Origin of the sequence: Seonamhaeicola sediminis (assembly GCF_004358095.2) — a bacterium.
Lineage (GTDB): Bacteria > Bacteroidota > Bacteroidia > Flavobacteriales > Flavobacteriaceae > Seonamhaeicola > Seonamhaeicola sediminis.
On sequence record NZ_SMZJ02000006.1, the window covers coordinates 119,475 to 142,273 of the forward strand.

A 22,799-nucleotide genomic window follows, 5' to 3' on the forward strand; every position below is an offset into this window, starting at 1 on the left:
AAAAAATTCAAACAAATGAAAGATTGTTGATTTATACTATAAATAAACTTAAAAAAGAACACCTTGTTTTTAATTATAGATTGTCAGGTATCAATACGCTACTTGAAAATTCTATTATTTTTAATAATTTGCATGAAGCATTTGAAAACAACATATGACAAAGATTACCAGAATATTTGATTTTCCACAGTACCAACTTGAAAAATTCAAATTAGAGAAAGCATTTTCATCAAAATATGATGGTAAATGGATAAGTATTTCAACTAAAGAGTACATTAACCAAGCTAATAAAGTTAGTAGAGGCTTATTGCGATTAGGTGTTAAGCCTAACGACAAAATTGCGGTAATCTCAACTACCAATCGTACAGAATGGAACGTACTAGACATAGGTGTTTTGCAACTAGGTGCTCAAAATGTACCCATCTATCCAACCATTTCAAAAGAGGAATACCAATATATCTTAAATCATTCTGAAGCTACACATTGCTTTGTTTCAGACGAAACAATTTTAGAAAAATTAAATCAGATAAAGAAAAACACTAAAATAAAGGGTGTATACACCTTTGATAACGTTGATGGAGAAAAAAACTGGAAGGAAGTTTTAGATTTAGGTGAGGATGAAAGTAATCAAAAAGAGGTTGAAGCTGCAAAAGAGAAGGTTAAACCACAAGATTTAGCTACCATAATATACACATCTGGAACTACAGGAACCCCAAAGGGCGTTATGCTTTCTCACAATAATTTAGTATCAAATGTTATTGATAGTTCATCACGCGTTCCAATGGAGCATGGTAGATCATCAGCATTAAGTTTTTTACCGGTTTGCCATGTATTTGAGCGTATGATTCTCTATCTATATCAATACTGTGGCATAGAGATTTATTTTGCAGAAAGTCTTGAAACCATTAGCGAAAATTTAAAAGAAGTAAAACCCCAAATAATGACTGCCGTCCCGAGGCTTTATGAAAAGGTCTATGACAAAATAATTGCCAAAGGTGCCGATTTAAAAGGTATTAAAAAAATGCTATTCTTTTGGGCTGTTAACTTAGGGTTGAAATACGAACCCTATGGTAAAAATGGCTGGTGGTACGAGTTTAAGCTTAAGATTGCTAGAAAACTTATTTTTAGTAAATGGAAAGAAGGCCTAGGCGGTAACCTTGACACTCTAGTATCAGGTAGTGCTGCTTTACAAGCTAGGTTAATTAGAATATTTTCTGCTGCAGGAATGCCTATTTTAGAAGGTTATGGGCTAACAGAAACCTCCCCTGTTATCTCTGTAAACTGTCCGTTCAATATGGGAATCAAAATAGGAACTGTGGGCAGAATAATTGATAATGTAGAAGTTAAAATAGCCGATGACGGCGAAATTTTAGTTAAAGGCCCTAACGTAATGATGGGTTATTATAAAGATTCTGAAAGAACTGCCGAGGTCATGACTGGTGATTATTTTCATACTGGAGATATTGGCGAGATATGTGACGATAATTTTTTAAAGATTACAGACCGCAAAAAGGACATGTTTAAAACTTCTGGTGGCAAATACATTGTTCCAGCCACGTTAGAAAACCAGTTTAAACAGTCTAGATTCATTGAACAAATTATGGTGATAGGAGAAGGCCAAAAAATGCCAGCGGCTTTAATTCAAATTAATTATGAATTTGTTAAAGAATGGGCACGAAGACATAATATAACTTATTCCTCAAAAGAAGATATCATTAACAATACAAAACTACTAGAGCGTATTCAAGATGAAATTGATGATGCCAATACTAATTTTGGTAAATGGGAACAAATTAAAAAGTTTGAAATCACACCAGATATTTGGACCATAGATGACGGCCACCTAACTCCTACTATGAAAATGAAACGAAAAGTTATTAAAGAAAAGTACAGCCAACTTATTGAAAAAATTTATAAAGATTAACAAAATTCTTTATTAATATCATTGTTTTTTAACCAATTTATTACAGTATTTTTAATTTTAAAAGCTAAAAATCAAACACTTAACACTTTTTTGTATTTTAATAGCATATAACCAATTAAAACTAAAAATATGAAAACAAAAAGTTTCCTAGTTGCTGGTGTTGTGGGTGGTATTGTAGATTTTCTTTTAGGATGGCTCTTTTATGGTGTTCTTTTTAAGGACACATTTCCTCAACCAGAAGAAAGTTCTCAAACCATGCTATTCATTTTCTTAGGATGTTTAACCTTTGCTTTATTTGTATCCTACATCTTTAATAATTGGGCTCAAATTTCAACGCTTTCTACAGGTGCTAAAGCTGGTGCTATGATTGGTGTTTTTATGGGGCTATTTTATAACTTTTTTAATCTCGCCATGAATTCCGAATTCAATTTACAACTTGCTGCTATTGATGTTGCTATTTCAATTGTAATGACCGCTATTATAGGTGCCGTAATTGGACTGGTAAGCGGAAAAGTTTAATAAACACATAAAACCTTACTAAAATAGCACCCATAAATTTGAGGTGCTATTTTTTTATAATTTTATTATGCGCGCATAATAAAATTATCTATATTTGGACATCAACCATCAACCAATGAAAGATAAAACAATTGACTATGTGCTAAGAACCACTTGGCTTACTGTTCAAAAAATGTACAATGAAGAGGCTTCAAAATTTGAAAGCACCATGGCAACGGGATTTACGTTACTAAGTATTGATCCTGAAAAAGGCACACCATCAACCGCATTAGGTCCAAAAATGGGAATGGAAGCCACTAGTTTGTCAAGAATATTAAAAACAATGGAAAAAAGAGGGTTAATAGAAAGACATCCTAACCCAAAAGACGGTAGAGGTGTTCTCATTCATTTAACTGAATTTGGAAGAGAAAAAAGAGCTTACTCCAGAGAAAAAGTACTCACCTTTAATGAGTCTATCAGAAGCAATATTTCCGAAGAAAAAATGAGTCATTTTTATGAAGTAGCTGAGTTAATTATTGACATGGTCTCTAACAAAAAAATTTTCAACAAAAAGTAATTTTAGTTTAAGCAGTTATGGGTAAACGAATCATAAAAAAAGTAGCAGTCATTGGATCTGGAATTATGGGTAGCGGTATTGCTTGTCATTTTGCTAACATTGGCGTTGAAGTACTACTTTTAGACATTGTTCCAAGAGATTTAAATGATGCTGAAAAAGCTAAAGGGTTAACCCTAAATGACAGTATAGTAAGAAATAGGTTAGTTAATGATTCGCTTCAAAAGGCTCTAAAAACTAAACCATCCCCTATCTATCATGAAAGGTTTGCCAACCGAATTACCACAGGAAATTTAGAAGATGATATAGCTAAAGTAAATGATGTAGACTGGATTATTGAAGTAGTTGTAGAACGCTTGGATATAAAAAAACAAGTTTTTGAGAATTTAGAAAAACACAGAAAGTCTGGAACTCTTATTACATCAAACACATCCGGAATTCCTATAAAGTTTATGAGTAAAGGTAGAAGTAACGATTTCCAAAAACATTTCTGTGGAACACATTTCTTTAATCCCGCCAGATATTTAAAATTATTTGAAATTATTCCCGGTCCCGAGACATCTCAGGAAGTTCTTGATTTTCTAAATAATTATGGTGAGCAGTATTTAGGAAAGACTTCAGTTATTGCTAAAGACACACCTGCGTTTATAGGGAATCGCATCGGGATTTTTGGAATTCAATCCTTATTTCATCAAGTAAAAGAACTGGGATTAACAATTGAAGAAGTAGACAAACTTACCGGTACAGTTATTGGAAGACCTAAATCTGCTACTTTTAGAACCGTTGATGTTGTTGGTTTAGATACGCTTGTACATGTAGCTAATGGTATTTATGAAAATTGTACTGATGATGAAGCACACGAGTTATTCAAACTGCCCGAATTCATCAATACGATGATGGAAAAAAAATGGTTAGGCAGCAAAACCGGACAAGGTTTTTATAAAAAGGTAAAGGGAGATAATGGCAAAAGTGAAATCCTATCTCTAGACTTAAATACTTTGGAATATAGAAGTAATAAAAAAGCCAAATTTACCACTTTAGAACTCACCAAACCTATTGAAAAGGTCATTGATAGATTTAAAATATTAGTATCAGGAAAAGATAAAGCTGGAGCCTTTTATAGAAAGAACTTTGCAGCTATGTTTGCTTATGTTTCTAATAGAATTCCTGAAATATCTGATGAACTTTATAAGATTGATGATGCTATGAAAGCTGGTTTTGGATGGGAGCATGGGCCTTTTCAAATCTGGGATGCTATTGGAGTTGAAGAGGGTATTAACATTATGAAATCAGAAAGTTTGAAACCTGCTTCTTGGGTGAATGATATGTTGGCCTCGGGAAATTCATCTTTTTATACCGTTAAAAATGGAGCAACTCATTATTATGATATACCATCTAAATCTCAAATAAAAAAACCAGGTCAGGATGCCTTTATTATTTTGGATAATATTAGAAAAAGTAATGAGATTTTTAAAAACTCTGGAGTTGTAATTGAAGATTTGGGTGATGGTATTATCAACTGTGAATTTCAATCTAAAATGAATACTATTGGTGGTGATGTTTTAGCAGGATTGAATAGAGCCATAGATATAGCAGAAAAAGATTTTGATGGACTTGTAGTGGGTAATCAAAGTGCTAATTTTTCGGTTGGTGCCAATATAGGCATGATTTTCATGATGGCCGTAGAACAAGAATATGACGAATTAAATGGAGCTATTAAGTATTTTCAAGACACCATGATGCGGATGCGTTATTCAGCCATACCTACAATTTCTGCACCTCATGGGTTATCGCTAGGTGGAGCCTGTGAACTCTCTATGCATGCCGATAAAGTTGTAGCCGCTGCCGAAACCTATATAGGCTTGGTTGAGTTTGGAGTTGGCGTTATCCCCGGTGGTGCTGGCTCTAAAGAAATGGCACTTAGAGCCTCCGATTCCTTTAGAAAAGGTGATGTAGAATTAAATGTTTTGCAGGAGTATTTCCTAACCATAGGAATGGCTAAAGTAGCCACCTCAGCTTATGAAGCGTTTGATTTAGGTTTACTTCAAAAAGGTAAAGATATCGTTGTTGTTAACAAAGACCGACAAATAGCAACTGCTAAAGCCCATGCTAGATTAATGGCAGATGCTGGTTATACACAACCCATAAAACGTAAAGATGTAAAAGTACTAGGAAAGCAAGCCTTAGGAATGTTTTTAGTGGGAACAGATTCTATGGAAGCTGCCAATTATATTAGTGAACACGACCAAAAAATTGCTAATAAATTAGCCTACGTGATGGCAGGTGGCGACTTATCTGAACCCTCATTAGTTACAGAACAATATTTGTTAGACTTAGAAAGAGAGGCATTCTTAAGTTTATGCACAGAGCGTAAAACCTTAGAACGCATTCAGCATATGCTCAAAACTGGAAAACCATTACGTAATTAGAAGCCCCTCCTAGCCTCCCCAAAGGTGGAGGAACTAAAAAGGTGGCTCACAATATAAAATGTAAAAAATAACAAATAAAAAACACCCCGCTACAGTTTTCTCCCCCTTTGGGGGAGTTAGAGGGGGCAGCTTATGAAAACCGCATATATAGTAAAAGCATACAGGACAGCCGTTGGAAAAGCACCAAAAGGATTGTTTCGATTTAAAAGAACCGATGAGTTGGCAGCTGAGACCATCCAGCATATGATGAAAGAATTACCTCAACTGGATAAAACCAGAATAGATGATGTTATTGTTGGAAACGCTATGCCCGAAGGGTCGCAAGGTCTAAACATGGCACGCTTAATTTCTTTGATGGGACTAAACAGTGTAGAAGTTCCAGGAGTTACAGTTAACAGGTTTTGTTCTTCAGGTATTGAAACCATTGCTATTGCAGTAGCAAAAATTCAATCTGGAATGGCAGAATGTATTATTGCTGGAGGAGCAGAAAGTATGAGTGCTGTTCCGATGACAGGTTTTAAACCTGAACTTAATTATGATATTGTTAAGGCAGGTCATGAAGATTATTATTGGGGCATGGGTAATACCGCCGAAGCCGTTGCAAATCAATTTAAAGTTTCTAGAGAAGACCAAGATGCGTTTGCTTATAACTCACACATGAAAGCATTAAAAGCGCAATCTGAAGATAGATTCCAAAATCAAATTGTTCCTATTCAAATAAATGAAACCTATATAGATTCCAATGGAAAAAAAGCCTCTAAAAGTTATACAGTTACAAAAGATGAAGGCCCAAGAAAAGGTACAAGTAAAGAGGCCTTAGCCAAACTAAGACCAGTATTTGCCCAAGGCGGAAGTGTCACTGCAGGTAACTCTTCTCAAATGAGTGATGGCGCTGCCTTTGTAATGGTTATGAGTGAAGCTATGGTGAAAGAATTAAACTTAGAGCCTATTGCCAGACTAGTAAATTATGCTGCTGCTGGCGTTGAGCCTCGTATTATGGGGATTGGTCCGGTAAAAGCAATTCCTAAAGCTTTGAAATTGGCTGGTTTAAAACAAGATGACCTAGAACTTATTGAATTAAACGAAGCTTTTGCATCACAATCGTTAGCTGTAATTAGAGAATTAAATCTAAATCCAGAAATTATAAATGTAAATGGCGGTGCCATAGCACTAGGGCATCCATTGGGTTGTACTGGAACTAAATTATCTGTACAATTATTTGATGAAATGCGTAAACGTAATATGAAAGGCAAATATGGTGCAGTAACTATGTGTGTTGGTACTGGTCAAGGGGCTTGCGGAATATTTGAATTCTTGAATTAAATCAAAAAAAAATCTACTAAACTATGGAAGAAAAAGATATTTTAAGAGGTGGACAATTTCTTGTAAGAGAAAGCAATTGTGAAGACATTTTTACTCCTGAAGACTTCAACGAAGACCAAGTTATGATGAAAGAAGCGGTTACTGAATTTGTTGACCGTGAAATTTGGGCTAAAAAAGCGCAATTTGAAAAGAAAGACTATGCGCTTACAGAATCTTGTATGCGTAAAGCTGGAGAATTAGGGTTTTTAAGTGTTGCTGTTCCTACAGAATATGGAGGTATGGGAATGGGGTTTGTTGATACCATGTTAGTTTGCGATTACATTTCGGGGGCTACAGGCTCTTTCAGTACTGCTTTTGGAGCGCATACAGGTATAGGCACCATGCCAATTACCCTTTATGGAACAGAAGAACAAAAGCAAAAATATGTTCCTAAATTAGCTACAGGTGAATGGTTTGGCTCGTATTGTTTGACCGAGCCTAGTGCTGGTAGTGATGCCAATTCTGGTAAAACCAAAGCGGTACTTTCAGAAGATGGCACCCATTATAAAATCACTGGGCAAAAAATGTGGATTTCTAATGCTGGGTTCTGTAGTCTCATGATTGTTTTTGCTAGAATTGAAGACGACAAATATATCACTGGTTTTATTGTTGAATACGACCCCGAAAACCCAAATGGCATCACCATGGGAGAAGAAGAGCATAAACTAGGTATTCGGGCTTCATCAACTCGTCAAGTGTTTTTTAATGACACCGTAGTTCCTGCAAAAAATATGCTATCTGTTAGAGGAAATGGATTTAAAATAGCTATGAATGCCCTTAACGTTGGCAGAATAAAACTTGCCGTAGCCTGCTTAGACGCCCAACGCCGAACCATAACAGAATCTATTAAATATGCTAATGAACGTATTCAGTTCAAAACACCAATCTCTAGTTTTGGAGCCATTCGTCAAAAAATTGCTGAAATGGCAACCAATTGTTGGGTTGGTGAAGCAGGGTGCTACAGGGCTGCAAAAAACATACAAGATAGAATTGAAGTAAGACAAGCTAACGGTAAAGACACCCATCAAGAAGCGGAATTAAAAGGTGTTGAAGAGTATGCCATTGAATGTTCTATATTAAAAGTAGCGGTTTCAGAATTTGTACAACGCTGTACAGATGAAGGTATTCAAATATTAGGCGGTATGGGATTCTCTGAAGAAACTCCTATGGAATCTGCATGGAGAGATGCCCGGATTTCAAGAATTTATGAAGGTACTAATGAGATAAATAGAATGCTTAGTATCGGGATGCTTATTAAAAAAGCTATGAAAGGCCATGTTGATGTTTTAACTCCTGCTATGGCTGTTAAGGAAGAATTAATGGGTATTCCTTCATTTGAAACACCAGACTTTTCAGAATTGTTTTCAGAAGAGAAAAGCATCATCAAAAATTTAAAAAAATTATTCTTAATGGTAGCTGGGGCTGCTTTAGAAAAATACGGAGAAAAAATTGAAGAACAACAACAGTTAATGCTGGCAGCTTCCGATATTTTAATTCAAATTTATTTAGCAGAATCTGCAATTCTACGTGCAGAGAAAATGGCTAAGAAAGTAGGTGAAAACAATGCCAAAGAACAAATTGCTATGGCAAAACTAAATCTATTCCATGCTATTGATGTCATAGAAACTGCGGGCAAACACTCCATTATTTCATTCTCTAAAGGTGAAGAACAACGCATGATGCTCATGGGCTTAAAACGTTACATTAAATATGTGAACATGCCCAACATTATTGAATTAAGAAATATTATTGCCAATAAAGTAACACAAGAAAACAAATATTGCTTTTAAATAAGTAGTTGACTAATTCAAATCTAAAAACGCTTCGATTTAACTTTTGAGGCGTTTTTTATTTTCAGTATTTTAGATAAAATTTTCAATATGAAATCCTTACTAACCTTCATTTTATTTTTCTCATTTAACCTTTTGTTCTGTCAAAACAACACACAACTCTACAATATTATAGATTCTATTTCTGCAAAAAGAATTGAAAAAGACATTCAAACTTTAGTTGATTTTGGAACGAGAAACACCTTTAGCGATACGCTCTCCAACACACGTGGTATTGGTGCCGCTAGACGATGGATAAAATCTGAATTTGAGTCTATTTCAAAAGCATGCAATAAATGCTTGGAAGTATTTTATCAAAAAGTTTTTGTTACAAAAGAAGGCCATAGTAGAGTACCTCATGATGCTTGGGTTATAAATGTAGTGGCTATACAACGTGGTACTAAATACCCAAACAGATATGTGATTATGAGTGGCGACATAGATTCTAGAGCAAGCAATACTATGAATTTTACAATTGATGCTCCGGGTGCTAATGATAACGCCTCTGGGATGGCTGGAACCATAGAAGCCGCACGTGTTTTAAGTAAACACACATTTGAAAGTAGTATTGTATATGTAGGATTATCTGGTGAAGAACAAGGTTTATTTGGCGGTGCAGGATTGGCCAGTTATGCTAAAGAACACCATTGGGATATCATTGGTGTTTTAAACAATGATATGATAGGCAACATAAAGGGTATTGATGGTGTTATTGACAATAGAACTTTTAGAATATTCTCAGAGCCAGTTCCTCCTACCGAAACAGATAAACAAAGGCGCCTTAGACGCTTTTATGGTGGTGAGGTTGATGGAATTTCACGTCAGTTGGCACGTTACATTCACAAAACTACCAAAAACTATATGCCCGAAATGAATCCTATGATGGTTTACCGGCTTGATAGATTTGGTAGAGGAGGTCATCATCGCCCATTTAACGATTTAGGGTATGCCGGAATAAGAATTATGGAAGCTCATGAAAATTATAACCAGCAACATCAAGACATTCGGGAAGAAAATGGGATTAGATATGGTGATGTCATTGAACACGTTAATTTTGAATATGCAAAAAAACTTACGGCAGTAAACGCTATCAACTTAGCAAGTTTAGCATGGGCTCCCCCCGCTCCTAAACAAGTGGCTATTGGTGGCATTGTTCAGCCTTCAGCTAAATTTAAATGGAATAAAGTTGATGGTGCTATAGGTTACAAAATCTATTGGAGAGATACCACCTCTCCCACTTGGGATTATAGTAAATACGTTGGTGACATTTCAGAGTATATTTTAGATGGCATTGTTATTGACAATTACTTTTTTGGAATTTCATCGGTTGGAGAAAACGGATACGAAAGTATAGTTACATTTCCCAATTCGGTATTTCAAGATTAAACATTAAGTAAATATTAACTTTAAAATTTTAGTTTTTGGCTACATTTGATAAAATTCATAGTATGAAGACACTTTACATGGCTTTTCTTTTAACCTTGTTTTCTCTTGGTTTTTCAAATGCTCAATTGCTTACAGACAAGCATACTTTTACTAGACAGGACACCTTACGAGGTTCAATAACTCCAGAACGTGCATGGTGGGATTTATCATATTATCATTTAGATATTAAAGTTGAACCCGATAAAAAATTCATTTCGGGTAAAAATACCATTCAATATAAAGTTTTAGAACCACACACGGTGATGCAAATAGATTTGCAACCCCCTTTAAAACTGACTAAAGCAATTCAAAATGAGGAGGAATTAACAATAAAACATGATGGAAATGCTCACTTTATTACACTTAATCAACCCCAAAATGTTAATTCTGTAAATACTATAGATGTTTACTATCAAGGAAACCCTAAAGAAGCTGTTAGAGCCCCATGGGATGGTGGTATTTCTTGGAAAAAAGACAACAACGGAAATCACTTTATTGCTTCCTCATGTCAAGGTTTAGGAGCTAGCGTATGGTGGCCGTGTAAAGACCATATGTATGATGAAGTAGACAGTATGCTTATAAGCGTAAATGTGCCAGCTAAATTAACAAACGTTTCTAATGGCAGACTGCGTTTAGTTGAACAAATTGGAGATACAAAAACGTTTCATTGGGTAGTTAAAAACCCCATTAATAATTATGGTGTTAATATTAATGTAGGTGATTATGTAAACTTTTCTGAGGTGTATGATGGTATGGCAGGAAATCTGGATATGGATTATTATGTAATGAGAGATAACCTTGAAAAAGCAAAAGAACATTTTAAGGATGCACCAAAAATGATGGAAGCTTTTGAACATTGGTTTGGTCAGTATCCGTTTTATGCAGATAGCTTTAAATTAGTTGAAGTGCCTTATTTAGGCATGGAACATCAAAGTAGTGTTACCTATGGAAATCAGTATAAAAAAGGGTATTTAGGAAACGACTTGTCTGGAACGGGATGGGGTTTAAAATTCGATTTTATAATCATTCATGAAGCTGGACATGAGTGGTTTGCTAATAACATAACCTACAAGGATGTTGCTGATATGTGGATACATGAAGGCTTTACGGCATATTCTGAAAATTTATTTTTAGACTATCACTATGGTAAAGAAGCTGCCTCAGAATATGTCATTGGTACCAGAAAACTTATAAAAAATGACAGACCTATAATTGGTCAATATCATGTAAACCATGAAGGCTCTGGTGATATGTATTATAAAGGCTCAAACATATTACATACCCTTAGACAATTGATTGAAGATGATGAAAAATGGCGAAAAATCATGAGAGGTTTGAACACTACATTTTATCATCAAACCGTTACCACTAAACAAATTGAAGATTACATAAGTGAGCAAACTGGATACGATTTAACCGAATTTTTTAATCAATATTTAAGAACCACTATGATTCCAACTTTGGAATACAAAATTGAAGGTAAAAAATTCAAATATCGTTGGACAAACATTACTGATAATTTTGATATGCCTATTCAAATTAAAGTTAACGAAGTTCAACAATGGTTATTTCCAAAGAGCGACTGGAAAACGCTTACATCCGAAAATAAAATTAAGACCTTTGAAATAGACCCTGATTTTTATGTAGAGTCAAAAAAGATTTAGATATTGATTGATTTTCCTGAACTTTATTTCGAACGTGACACCGATTGGTACGACTGGCTTTTAAAAAACCATATCAAAGAAAAAGGTGTTTATCTTATTTTTTATAAACTTGAAACCAATATTCCTACCATGCGATGGGAAGACGCTGTAAAAGTAGCATTATGTTTTGGTTGGATAGATTCTACTGTAAAAAGTTTAGGCAACGGTAAACGAAGACAATATTTCTGTAAACGTAACTCAAAAAGCAACTGGAGTGCTATTAATAAACGTTATATAAAAGAATTAGAAAGCTCAAGATTAATCCATGAGTCTGGGTACAAGTGCATAGAAATTGCTAAGATGAATGGAAGCTGGAATGCCTCTGAAGCCATTGAAAATGAAATCATACCCACCGAATTACAAGCAGCCTTCGATAAAAACCAAAAAGCTTTTGAAAACTTCCAAAACTTTTCAAAGAGTTACAGAAAAAGTTACCTATCATGGGTTTACAGTGCCAAACGACCTGAAACAAAACAAAAACGTATTTCAGAGGTAATTAGGTTATGTGTTGCTAATATAAAATCTAGAGACAACTACTAGAGGTTAGCAAATTCTTGTATTTCATCTAAAGTAAATTTAGGGTTGGCTCCTTTAGATTGAGCAACCATGGCTCCAATGGCACAGGCAAAATCAATAGCTTTTTGAGGATTTTCCCCCCGAAGTAGTTTGCTAATAAGAGAACCTAAAAATGAATCTCCTGCACCAACAGTATCTGCAACTTTAATTTGGTAACCGCTGTTATAGTACAATTTATCATTAAACAACAAAACAGCTCCATGCTCGCCTTTGGTTACACAAATATGTTTGGTTTTCGTTTTTTGAGAAATAAACTTCAAGTTTTGCTCTAACCCTTTAAATTTAGAATTAAAATGATTCGAAACTTTATATAGTTCTTCATCATTAAACTTTATAAAATCTGCTTTTTCCATAAGCGTTTCAAGCAATTCAACAGAATAATGAGGTGGCCGCAAATTGACATCAAAAACCTTATAAAGCGCTAAATCAATAAGCTTTAAAAGTGTTTCTCGAGAAACTTGATCTCTGGAAACTAAACTACCAAAAACAAATGCATGAGATGCTTTAACTTCTTCAATTATAACATTATTGAGTTCTATTTTATCCCAAGCCCTTGGACACATAATATCATATTTGGCTATACCTTTTTTATCCAGTGTTATTTCTACTTCACCTGTGGCAAAATCATCCTTTATTTGGATGTTGCTTGTATCCAAACCATTATCTTTTAGATATTCACAAAGTTTAGTACCATTGTCGTCATTACCAATAGCACTGACCATTACTACTTGATGCTCAAAAGCATTAAAACGTAAAGCTACATTTAATGGTGCCCCACCAATCTTCGTTTCTCCATTAGGAAATATATCCCATAAAACTTCTCCAAAGCATACTACTTTCGACATTAAATATAGATTTTAATAAATATTAGACTCCATAGTTTGCTGGTTAATAGAGTTCCTAAACACTTGAAGCATACGTTTAGCTATACCTGTCCATCCAAAATTACGTCGTGCAAAGCGAGCTCCCTCAACTGATAATTCATTGCGCATTTTAGGATATAGTAAAGGCATTGCCATCATAGCTCCAAATTCTATGGGTCTATGTGGATCTGCAAATAATGCTTGATTACCAAAATCAATCAAATCATACAATCCACCATGAACAGTAATAATACTTGGGGTACCGCAGGCCATAGCCTCAATAGCTACCATTCCAAAAGGCTCATATCTTGATGGCATTGCAAAAATGTTTGCAGAACGATAAACATTTGCCAAATCTTCATCTGCAATATAACTTTTCCATTGTATTTTGTCCATGACACCAAGCTCACTTGCCATTTTTTTAAGTTTAGCAACCCCTACGTCATCCCTATTAGAATTATCGCTACCTATGGCGGCAACCAATCTTGCTTCAGGGCAAAGTTCAAAAACAGTTGGCAATGCTTTTATTAAAAGGTCATAACCTTTATTATGAGCCATTCGTCCTAATGTTAAAATATCAGTAGGATGAATATCATATTTTACGCGAATCTTATCGTTTTCTTTAGAAGGTACAGGAAAAAAACGGTTTTCATCGATACCAGGAGGAATCATAGTACAGTTTTTTGGCAACACATCATATTGTTTGGTCAACAAATCTACCTGAGGGATGGTTGTTGCTATAATATGGTTGCACATTTGGTAGACAAAATATTCTTTTCTAATACGTTCTTTAAATCGATATTTTTTCTCCATCTCTTTTTCATCCATATCACTACCCATGGTGTGCTGTTTCCACCAGCCTACCGAATGAGGTGTATGCACATGGGAAACCCCTAATTCCTCTGCAATTTTTTGTCCTGCCCAACCTGCATCCCAATAATGAGAATATACTACATCATATTTTTTACCTTCTTTTTTAATGGCTGCCAGCGTATTGGTTACAAACTTTTTAAGATGATCATGCATATCTTCTTTTCTGATAAACTTTTTGCCACCAAACGGAATTCGCCATACACTGTAATTCTCATCTACATGGTCATATTCTGGCTGGTTTTCAAATTGTCTTGTAACTAAATCAACCTTCTTACCAAGTCGGCTAAAACGTTCTGCAAGTTCCAAAACATATACAACCTGACCCCCTGTATCTGGTTTTCCTAGTTCTGGGTTTGCTGCTACATATCCATGTAAAGAGATCATTAATATAGATTTCATAAGTTTTTATTTAAGTTATTTATCAATTATTTTTAAGTCATGACAAGCGGATATATACTGAGCCGCAGACCATGCCTGATAAGCTTTACCCATAGGTTTTCCGGTTGTACCATGCGCCCATTCAGTAAACTCCCATTCATTATTTATTCCTTCTTGATTCATTAAGGCGAGCTTATACAATTCTGCTACGGCCATTTCTTTAAAACCAAGCTTATTTACAAATTTCACCCAAAAGCCTCCAACAAAAGGCCAAATACCTCCATTGTGATAATGATTTGGTAAATTCAATAGATTCACTGTATAATAAGGTCTCCAATCTGGATCTCCAGGGCTTACTACAGGATATACATTGGCCACTGGAAATGGATCATTAACACCAACACCAAGCATAAACCTAAATGTTTGGCGTGCTTTTTCAGCATCTATTGCACCGTGTAAAAAGGCTAAAACATTACCAAGAACATCACATCTCCAACTAAAATCAAAAGGTGTTGTTTGAGCAATTAAATAAGAAGTATCACCTAAGGTAAATTGCTTTTCTGCAAAAGATACAGATTGGAATAATTGCTGCTGGGTTGTTGGCCAAAAGTTTTGCAATATTTCCTTTTTTACTACTTGCGACCATCTAATATATTCACCAGCTTCTTCATACTCTCCCAACATTTCTAACATTCTTCCAAAGCAAACATTAGCTCTATACCAGAGAATTTCGTCATAAAGAATATTATAACTTCTACCAAATAAGTCTGTCCAGTCTCCTGCCTCTGGAATTTCTAGTAACGCATCATTATTGCTATCATGAGCTCCAAGCCAACGCATGGTTTCCTTAATATCATTAATATAAGTTCTTAAAAACTTTATATCTTTTGTAATATTTACATATTCATAGAATGCAATAACAACCCAAATACCACTATCTATAGAACAAATCCCTCCTACTCCAGAATAATCTGGCACATTGTCTTTTATTCTTACATTAGATGGTATTTGTCCATTTCTAGAAATATGTTCAAATAGCGTTTCCAATGTTTTACGTTGGCATTGGTGTATTTCTTTATCATATACTAAGGGCAAAGAACCTATAACTGTTATGGCTCCATCTCTGGCCCAAACGCTATAATAGTTTTCATCAGTACCATTAGCCTCATTGTCCTTAATTGAACAGGCCGAAAAACCAAGCGGTGTAATATTTCTTTTAAGTGCCTCAATAGCTTTTGTGTACCCTTCTTTTATAAGGTTAATTTTCTCATCCTCATTTTGATTATCCAATGCTATGTGGTCAAGTTCTTGCTTAACAAAAAAATCTTCGCTTTCGTTAATATCTGTAGCATTTAAGGCTTCTTCTGGTAATATAGAGTAATACACCAACCCTTCAATAACTCCATCGCCACATTCTTTCTCAGAATGATATACTTGTTTGTGCTTGGTATATTTGTAAAGTTCTTCATGGGCATTAGAAACTACAATTCCCTTTATTTCTTTAAAATTGAACATAGCAGAGTCATTTCCGCTATCTCCAGCTACTAAAGTTTCTTGTGTATTGATATTTAACTGTTTTAACAACCACTGCAATGCATTACCCTTATTAGCGTATTTTGGAAGTATATCCAGAAATTTTTCTCCAGAATACACAACACTAACATCCATATTAGCATTGTTGAAATCTTCCTCAATTCCCATAATGTGGTCTGGACTTGCATTATGAAAGAAATAACTTCGTTTATAAGCATGCTGAAACTTTGTGGGCTGCTCACTAATTGGATGACTCATTCTGTTTATAATGCTTTCCACAGTAATGAGGTCCCAACCATCATCAAGCACATTATTAAATTCTTTTACAACCTTTTGGTCATTATAATTATAAATATGAGTACCAACTCCAGATATGATGTAGTCTGGTTCTGGAATAATGTCTCGTTTTATCAAATCTAGAACATCATCAATTAAGCGTCCAGTATTATAAGCTAGTAAAACATCTTTGGGTTTAAAAGTTTCCCAAACGCTTTTAAAGTTGCTTTTGTAAGTATGAAAATCTATTAATGTATTATCAATATCGAATGACAATAATCTAATATTTTCTGAAATATCAACATTGGTTTTACTCATATAGAATTTTTAAAAATTTGCGTTTTTTTTATTATTTTGGATAAAATAAGGCTTTAATGAGTCAAAAACAAGCCAAAATAGTCGAATTTCGCCCATTTTTAAAAACTGATAAATAAAGTGCAAACCAATACGAATTCTTAAACTTTCGTATTGCTATTTTAGATATTTTACAATACTAAAATAAACTTATATAGATAAAAAAAAGAGCCAATTTGAATTCTCAAGTTGGCTCTTAACACATACACTTTTATTTTTATATTCCACTTATATAACTGCCATAAGGGTCGTTAAATTGTAAACCTTCAGAAAACCTTTGCTTGCTCAACAACTTATATTCTACTAATGCCCAAAGAACAAACTCCTTCATAAACAGCGTATCTTCAGGTTTTAAGTTTGGTTGATATTTTCCCAACAAATCATTAAGTGGTGTAATATTATTTAATAGACTTTGATATTCCTTATCTCTTAAATCATCCAACAATTCAAAGCCATCTTTTTGATTGAAAAACCAAGAAACAATATCATCATAAGGGGTGTTCTCATCTTGTCTCTGTAACTTTTCAATCTTTGGAAAGTATTCAGTAAACAAATGCTTTATGGCTTCTCCTATTAAATTCATAGCTACAAAAGCAGCTCCTTCTTGTTCGCCTTCATAAACCAGTTCTACTTTTCCAGTAATAGATGGAATAACACCTACAAAATCACTCAATCTCAAAATAGTATTATCATCATCACCTGTTGTTAGCATTCTCCTCTCAGCAGTGCTTAGTAGATTTTCATAAGCAGTAATACTCAAACGGGCACTTACACCAGATTTCACATCAACATATTCACTTGTTCTTGCTTCAAAAACAATTTGTTCTAACAAGTCTTTAGCCAATTCAGGAACGTATATATGGTTCTTTTGACTCTCAACTAAATTAGATTCTTGCTGGGTAATTTGTTTAGCCGTTTTAATGTTTTCAGGGTAATGTGTTAATATTTGGGAACCAATCCTATCTTTTAAAGGTGTAACTATACTACCTCTATTGGTGTAATCTTCTGGATTAGCTGTAAAAACAAACTGCATATCTAAAGGCAGCCTTAATTTAAAACCTCTAATTTGTATATCGCCTTCCTGTAAAATATTAAATAAAGCCACCTGAATTCTGGCTTGCAAGTCTGGCAATTCATTGATAACAAAAATGCACCTATTGGCTCTTGGAATCATACCATAATGAATCACACGATCATCTGCATAACTCAATTTTAAATTGGCCGCTTTTATGGGGTCAACATCTCCGATAATATCAGCAACAGTAACATCTGGAGTAGCTAATTTTTCAGCAAATCTGTCATTTCTATGAATCCATGAAATGGGCGTATTATCACCTTTTTCTTTAATTAATTCAATGGCATATCTAGAAATGGGATTGTAGGGATCATCATTGATTTCAGAACCTTCAACCATAGGAATATACTCATCTAATAAATTGAGCATCAATCTTGCTAAACGCGTTTTGGCTTGCCCTCTTAACCCAAGGAGGTTAATATTATGCCTAGAAAGGATGGCTCTTTCTAAATCTGGAATTACAGAGTTTTCATAACCATGTACACCCGAAAAAGTGGTTTCTTTATTTTTTATTTTTTGAACTAGGTTATCTCGTAATTCATCTTTTATAGATTTGGAGTGATATCCAGCTTTTTTTAATTCTCCTAAAGTCTTAATATTTTCTACTTTCATACTATCCTCGTATTCTCTTTTTTCTATTAGTTTCGTAATCTTCAAAAATCATCTCTCCTAGACCTTTGATGCCTGTATAGAATGCCTTTCCTTGATTGGCATATGTAAACTCTCTAACAAACTGCATAAGATATTCGTCTTTTGCAATCATGAATGTAGTAATTGGAATATGTAATTTTCTTGCTTGTTGTGCCATCATATAGCATTTGTTCACAATATCTGTGTCTAATCCAAAACTATTCTTATAATATTGTCCGTCTGGTAATCGTAAACAGCTTGGTTTACCATCAGTAATCATAAAAATTTGTTTGTTGGTATTTCGTTTTCTTCTTAAAATATCCATTGCTAGTTGTAAACCAGCTACGGTATTGGTATGATAAGGACCAACTTTTAAATATGGCAAATCTTTTATTTCAATTCGCCAAGCATCATTACCGAATACCAATATATCTAAGGTGTCTTTTGGGTATCTTGTAGTAATGAGTTCAGCTAAAGCCATGGCTACTTTTTTTGCTGGTGTAATGCGGTCTTCACCGTATAAAATCATACTATGGCTTATGTCTATCATAAGTACCGTACTCATCTGTGATTTATGCAGAGTTTCTTCAACTACTAAATCATCTTCAGATAATGTGAAATCAGAAATTCCATTATTAATTTGAGCATTTTTTAAACTTTCGGTCATAGATACCTTATCAAGGGTATCTCCAAATTGATACCCTCTAAAATCTCCCGTATGCTCATCTCCCAAACCTTGGGCTTTGCTTCTATGATTTCCTTTGCCGCTTTTCCTAATCTTTCCAAAAATTTGATCTAAAGCTTGTTGCCTTATAGCTCTTTCGGTCTTTGCTGTAATAGTAAGAGAAGGCTCTCCGTTGGGATTTATTTCTTCTTTTAGGTAACCTTTCGTTTTTAGGTCTTCTACAAAATCATCAATGGTATATTTGGGAGTAGTAAGTTTATACTCCTTATCTAATTCACGTAACCAATTTATGGCTTCATCAAAATCTCCTGATGTATGCGTTATTAACTCTTTAAATATGTCAAAGAGTTTATCAAAAGGAGAGAGATATGGCGCTTCATATTTTTTAAATAAAAAGCCTTTCCGTAAGTTTTTATAAGTATTCATAGCCACATAAAAATACTATTTTTTCATGTAACATATTATTATACTTATTGGATTTATCTATAATTTAACAGGAATATCTAATAGGAATTATTCTACCCGCTTTAGGTCTTCGATGTTTTCAATTTTAATACGTTTCCCCGTAGTAGAAATCAATCCTTCTTTTTTAAATTGAGATAACACCCTAATTGCAGATTCTGTAGCAGTTCCAACTATATTAGCAAAATCTTCTCTAGATAGTAAAACACTTAAGGTGCCATCAGGGTTTACACCAAAACTTTCATGAATGTAAATTATGGTTTCTGCTAAACGCTGCCTTACAGATTTTTGTGCCATATTTACAATAACATCATCAGCCTCCTTTAAATCGTTAGCCATATCTTTAAGTACGTTAAACGTAAAATCTGGATTTTTTTGCAAGTCTGCTAAAATCTCACTCTTTGGAATAAAGCAAACTTCCATATCGTTCAAGGCAGTAGCTTGTAAATTAGATCTTTCTTCAGTAACAATAGAGCGCTGTCCTAACAAATCGCCTTTAACAACCATTTTTACAATTTGATCCTTTCCGTTAGCACTCAACTTTGTCAGCTTACAAATACCATCTTTCACACAATAAACGCCATTTAGTACTTCACCCTCCTCAAAAATAACCTCACCTTTTTTTATAATTTTAGATGTCTTACAAGATGAAATTCTCACTAACTCTTCTTTAGTCAATGCTTTAAGAGAATTAAACTGTTTTATAATACATTGTTCACACTTACCCATACCTATATTTTTCTGGACGTGTAAAAATAAGTAAATCATGATAAATATCATATTTAATTTTTCACTAACTTTTCACCTTTGCAACGGGTAAAAATGAGCATATATTATGGAGCATACATTATGTTTCCACTGTGGACTGGATGCAACATCTGCAAACATAACTTTTGATAACAAACCTTTTTGTTGTAATGGCTGTAAAACGGTCTACGAGATTTTCTCTGTAAACGATTTAACTTGTTATTATGATTTGCAAGAAGCTCCTGGAGCTACACCAAAGGAAGTGGCTGGCAAATATAATTTCTTGGAAAACACTAAAATTGTTGAACAACTTTTAGAGTTCAATAGCGACGATACGCAAATTGTGAATCTCTACATTCCACACATCCACTGCAGTTCCTGTATTTGGATTTTAGAAAACCTCAATAAACTACATACTGCTGTAAGTGGTTCTATTGTAAATTTTGGCAAGAAAACCGTTAGGATTACCTACAACACTCAAAAAACTACCTTAAAAGAACTGGTTATACTTTTAAGTAGTATTGGCTATGAACCTTATATAAGTTTAGAAGATTATAGCGTTGGCAAAAAGAAAACAGACCGTTCACTAATTTACAAACTGGGTGTTGCTGGTTTTGCTTTTGGAAATGTTATGTTCTTATCGTTTCCAGAATATTTTGAAGTTGGTGAATTTTGGTTGGAAAAATATAAGCACCTATTTAGATGGTTAATGTTTGCTTACAGCTTACCAGTAGTTTTTTTCTCAGCGCAAGATTATTTTATTTCTGCATATAAAGGTCTTCGTTCTAAAATTTTAAATATTGATGTTCCCATTGCTTTAGGTACAGCCGTTCTTTTTATTAGAAGTAGTATTGAAATTATGCTAGATACAGGTTCTGGTTTTTTTGATAGTTTAACCGGACTTATTTTCTTCCTACTAGTTGGTAAATTTTTCCAACAAAAAACCTATTCGTTTTTATCTTTTGAACGTGACTATAAATCATATTTCCCTATTGGAATTACAAAATTATCTGCAGAAGGAAACGAGGAGTCTATCCAAGTTTATGATATAAAAAAAGGAGACAGACTACTTATTAGAAATGAAGAGCTTATCCCTGTTGATTGTATTTTAATTAAAGGAAAAGCACGCATAGATTATAGTTTTGTTACTGGAGAATCAAAAGCAGTATCTAAACAATCTGGAGATAAGTTATTTGCTGGTGGTAAACAGATGGATGGTAATATTGAAGTAGATGTTTTAAAATCTGTTGAACAAAGTTACCTTACCCAACTTTGGAGTAATGATGTTTTTCAAAAAGACAAAGAATCATCATTCACAACACTTACCAACCGTATTAGTAAAAATTTCACCATAACCATTTTATTGATTGCTTTGATAGCCACAGGATATTGGCTTTTAAATGATTCGTCTAAAGCCATCAATGTATTTACAGCCGTATTAATTATTGCATGCCCCTGTGCTATAGCATTATCGGCTCCTTTTACTTTTGGAAATATTTTACGTATTTTGGGGAGGAATAAATTCTATTTAAAAAATGCCAGCGTTATAGAACAACTAGCTAAAATAAACACCATAATTTTTGATAAAACAGGCACTATCACATCTAATAAAGGCGCCTCAATAAGTTATGATGGAGAGGTTCTTTCATCTTCTGAAGAAGCTTTATTAAGAAGTACTTTAAGAGGTTCTAACCATCCTTTGAGTAGATCATTGTATGAACTTTTAAACGATAATGATATTTTAACTTTAGATAGGTATCAAGAATATATTGGTAAAGGTATTGAGGCTCAATTTAACAATGAACATATAAGAATTGGATCAGCTCCTTTTGTAGGGTATGAATTAGAAACAGGCACTTTAAACACAACAGTTCATGTGAGCACTAATAATAGGTACAAGGGTAAATTCACCTTTTACAACGCCTACCGAAAGGGATTATCACAGTTATTTAATATACTTAAAAAGGATTACGACCTAGTGATTCTATCTGGTGATAATGAAGGAGAAAGGGAAAACTTAACCAAGTTACTACCACCTAAAACAAAATTATTATTCAACCAAAAACCAGAGGATAAACTAGAGTATATTGAATATCACCAAAGCGAAGGTGCTAATGTGCTCATGATTGGCGATGGGTTAAATGATGCGGGAGCTCTTGCTCAAAGCAATGTTGGTATTGCTATTTCAGAAAATGTAAACGTATTCTCTCCAGCTTGTGATGCCATTCTTGATGCTTCTAAATTTAATGAATTAGCAAGCTATTTAAAAATATCAAAATCAGCTATAAAGATTATTAAATGGAGTTTTGTACTCTCTTTTATCTATAACATTATTGGGTTATATTTTGCCGTTACAGGACAGCTAGCGCCTGTAGTTGCAGCTATTTTAATGCCTTTGAGTTCTATAAGTATTGTAGTGTTTACCACAATTTGCACCAACATTATAGGCAGAAGATTGAAACATAATAAGAGTGATTTTGGCAGATAAATGCGTTAGGGATTGTAGTGAAAAGCCCATAGTGAGGCACGAACGAGGACTTGGAGCAGAAAGCCCGACCACGCAGAAAGCGTGGTAACGCCCAAACTAATATTAATAATCAAAT

At 34.2% G+C, this 22,799-nt stretch carries 16 protein-coding genes; 10 read left to right on the plus strand and 6 right to left on the minus strand.

The genetic code is table 11. The features are described 5' to 3' along the window. The first annotated feature begins 154 nt into the window (after positions 1-154). The 9 genes from E1J38_RS11355 (at position 155) to E1J38_RS11395 (ending at position 12,284) form a co-directional block, all read left to right on the plus strand. A complete protein-coding gene (locus tag E1J38_RS11355; protein WP_133356854.1) occupies positions 155-1,924 on the plus strand; it encodes an AMP-dependent synthetase/ligase in 1,770 nt (589 codons plus the stop codon). Positions 1,925-2,053: 129 nt separating this feature from the next. Then, on the plus strand, positions 2,054-2,443 hold the full coding sequence (locus tag E1J38_RS11360; RefSeq protein ID WP_133356853.1) for a DUF1761 domain-containing protein: 390 nt from the start codon (positions 2,054-2,056) through the stop codon (positions 2,441-2,443). 115 nt (positions 2,444-2,558) lie between these two features. After that, positions 2,559-2,999: a MarR family winged helix-turn-helix transcriptional regulator gene (locus E1J38_RS11365; protein ID WP_133356851.1), complete on the plus strand. Its 441-nt coding sequence runs from the start codon at positions 2,559-2,561 to the stop codon at positions 2,997-2,999. A 17-nt stretch (positions 3,000-3,016) separates the two neighbouring features. After that, positions 3,017-5,425, plus strand: coding sequence for a 3-hydroxyacyl-CoA dehydrogenase/enoyl-CoA hydratase family protein (locus tag E1J38_RS11370; RefSeq protein ID WP_133356850.1), 2,409 nt, complete (start codon positions 3,017-3,019; stop codon positions 5,423-5,425). Between the two features lie 132 nt (positions 5,426-5,557). Then, on the plus strand, positions 5,558-6,748 hold the full coding sequence (locus tag E1J38_RS11375; protein WP_133356849.1) for an acetyl-CoA C-acyltransferase: 1,191 nt from the start codon (positions 5,558-5,560) through the stop codon (positions 6,746-6,748). Between the two features lie 23 nt (positions 6,749-6,771). Then, entirely contained in the window at positions 6,772-8,577 is a 1,806-nt protein-coding gene (locus tag E1J38_RS11380) for an acyl-CoA dehydrogenase FadE (protein ID WP_133356847.1), read from the plus strand. Positions 8,578-8,667: 90 nt separating this feature from the next. Continuing rightward, positions 8,668-10,002: a M28 family peptidase gene (locus tag E1J38_RS11385; protein WP_133356845.1), complete on the plus strand. Its 1,335-nt coding sequence runs from the start codon at positions 8,668-8,670 to the stop codon at positions 10,000-10,002. A gap of 62 nt (positions 10,003-10,064) precedes the next feature. Continuing rightward, a complete protein-coding gene (locus E1J38_RS11390) occupies positions 10,065-11,705 on the plus strand; it encodes a M1 family metallopeptidase (protein ID WP_133356844.1) in 1,641 nt (546 codons plus the stop codon). A gap of 3 nt (positions 11,706-11,708) precedes the next feature. Then, positions 11,709-12,284, plus strand: coding sequence for a YdeI/OmpD-associated family protein (locus E1J38_RS11395; protein ID WP_255449877.1), 576 nt, complete (start codon positions 11,709-11,711; stop codon positions 12,282-12,284). Here E1J38_RS11395 and E1J38_RS11400 read toward each other — a convergent pair. The 6 genes from E1J38_RS11400 to E1J38_RS11425 all read right to left on the minus strand — a co-directional run bounded on the left by E1J38_RS11400 (position 12,281) and on the right by E1J38_RS11425 (position 20,178). Then, the gene (locus E1J38_RS11400; RefSeq protein WP_133356843.1) at positions 12,281-13,165 is read right to left on the minus strand and encodes a carbohydrate kinase family protein; all 885 of its coding nucleotides are present in this window, start codon (positions 13,163-13,165) and stop codon (positions 12,281-12,283) included. The two genes, E1J38_RS11395 and E1J38_RS11400, sit on opposite strands and share 4 nt — an antisense overlap. Positions 13,166-13,177: 12 nt before the next feature. After that, positions 13,178-14,455: a glycosyltransferase gene (locus E1J38_RS11405; protein WP_133356842.1), complete on the minus strand. Its 1,278-nt coding sequence runs from the start codon at positions 14,453-14,455 to the stop codon at positions 13,178-13,180. 15 nt (positions 14,456-14,470) lie between these two features. Next, positions 14,471-16,561, minus strand: coding sequence for an HAD-IIB family hydrolase (locus E1J38_RS11410; RefSeq protein WP_133356841.1), 2,091 nt, complete (start codon positions 16,559-16,561; stop codon positions 14,471-14,473). Between the two features lie 253 nt (positions 16,562-16,814). Then, positions 16,815-18,284, minus strand: a complete 1,470-nt coding sequence (locus E1J38_RS11415; protein WP_133356840.1) for a magnesium chelatase — start codon at positions 18,282-18,284, stop codon at positions 16,815-16,817. A 1-nt stretch (position 18,285) separates the two neighbouring features. Beyond that, entirely contained in the window at positions 18,286-19,413 is a 1,128-nt protein-coding gene (locus E1J38_RS11420; RefSeq protein WP_133356839.1) for a vWA domain-containing protein, read from the minus strand. An 87-nt stretch (positions 19,414-19,500) separates the two neighbouring features. Beyond that, the gene (locus E1J38_RS11425) at positions 19,501-20,178 is read right to left on the minus strand and encodes a Crp/Fnr family transcriptional regulator (RefSeq protein WP_133357034.1); all 678 of its coding nucleotides are present in this window, start codon (positions 20,176-20,178) and stop codon (positions 19,501-19,503) included. Between the two features lie 106 nt (positions 20,179-20,284). Between E1J38_RS11425 and E1J38_RS11430 the strand changes: the two genes are divergently transcribed. Continuing rightward, the gene (locus E1J38_RS11430; protein ID WP_133356838.1) at positions 20,285-22,684 is read left to right on the plus strand and encodes a heavy metal translocating P-type ATPase; all 2,400 of its coding nucleotides are present in this window, start codon (positions 20,285-20,287) and stop codon (positions 22,682-22,684) included. Positions 22,685-22,799: the final 115 nt, after the last annotated feature.

Excerpts from the sequence above, each read along its gene's own strand:
- E1J38_RS11430 (WP_133356838.1), top strand. The coding sequence starts at position 20,285 with ATGGAGCATACATTATGTTTCCACTGTGGACTGGATGCAACATCTGCA.
- E1J38_RS11425 (WP_133357034.1), bottom strand. The coding sequence starts at position 20,178 with ATGGGTAAGTGTGAACAATGTATTATAAAACAGTTTAATTCTCTTAAA.
- E1J38_RS11390 (WP_133356844.1), top strand. The coding sequence starts at position 10,065 with ATGAAGACACTTTACATGGCTTTTCTTTTAACCTTGTTTTCTCTTGGT.
- E1J38_RS11360 (WP_133356853.1), top strand. The coding sequence starts at position 2,054 with ATGAAAACAAAAAGTTTCCTAGTTGCTGGTGTTGTGGGTGGTATTGTA.
- E1J38_RS11370 (WP_133356850.1), top strand. The coding sequence starts at position 3,017 with ATGGGTAAACGAATCATAAAAAAAGTAGCAGTCATTGGATCTGGAATT.
- E1J38_RS11415 (WP_133356840.1), bottom strand. The coding sequence starts at position 18,284 with ATGAAAGTAGAAAATATTAAGACTTTAGGAGAATTAAAAAAAGCTGGA.
- E1J38_RS11400 (WP_133356843.1), bottom strand. The coding sequence starts at position 13,165 with ATGTCGAAAGTAGTATGCTTTGGAGAAGTTTTATGGGATATATTTCCT.
- E1J38_RS11375 (WP_133356849.1), top strand. The coding sequence starts at position 5,558 with ATGAAAACCGCATATATAGTAAAAGCATACAGGACAGCCGTTGGAAAA.
- E1J38_RS11380 (WP_133356847.1), top strand. The coding sequence starts at position 6,772 with ATGGAAGAAAAAGATATTTTAAGAGGTGGACAATTTCTTGTAAGAGAA.
- E1J38_RS11410 (WP_133356841.1), bottom strand. The coding sequence starts at position 16,561 with ATGAGTAAAACCAATGTTGATATTTCAGAAAATATTAGATTATTGTCA.
- E1J38_RS11420 (WP_133356839.1), bottom strand. The coding sequence starts at position 19,413 with ATGAATACTTATAAAAACTTACGGAAAGGCTTTTTATTTAAAAAATAT.
- E1J38_RS11365 (WP_133356851.1), top strand. The coding sequence starts at position 2,559 with ATGAAAGATAAAACAATTGACTATGTGCTAAGAACCACTTGGCTTACT.
- E1J38_RS11385 (WP_133356845.1), top strand. The coding sequence starts at position 8,668 with ATGAAATCCTTACTAACCTTCATTTTATTTTTCTCATTTAACCTTTTG.
- E1J38_RS11355 (WP_133356854.1), top strand. The coding sequence starts at position 155 with ATGACAAAGATTACCAGAATATTTGATTTTCCACAGTACCAACTTGAA.
- E1J38_RS11405 (WP_133356842.1), bottom strand. The coding sequence starts at position 14,455 with ATGAAATCTATATTAATGATCTCTTTACATGGATATGTAGCAGCAAAC.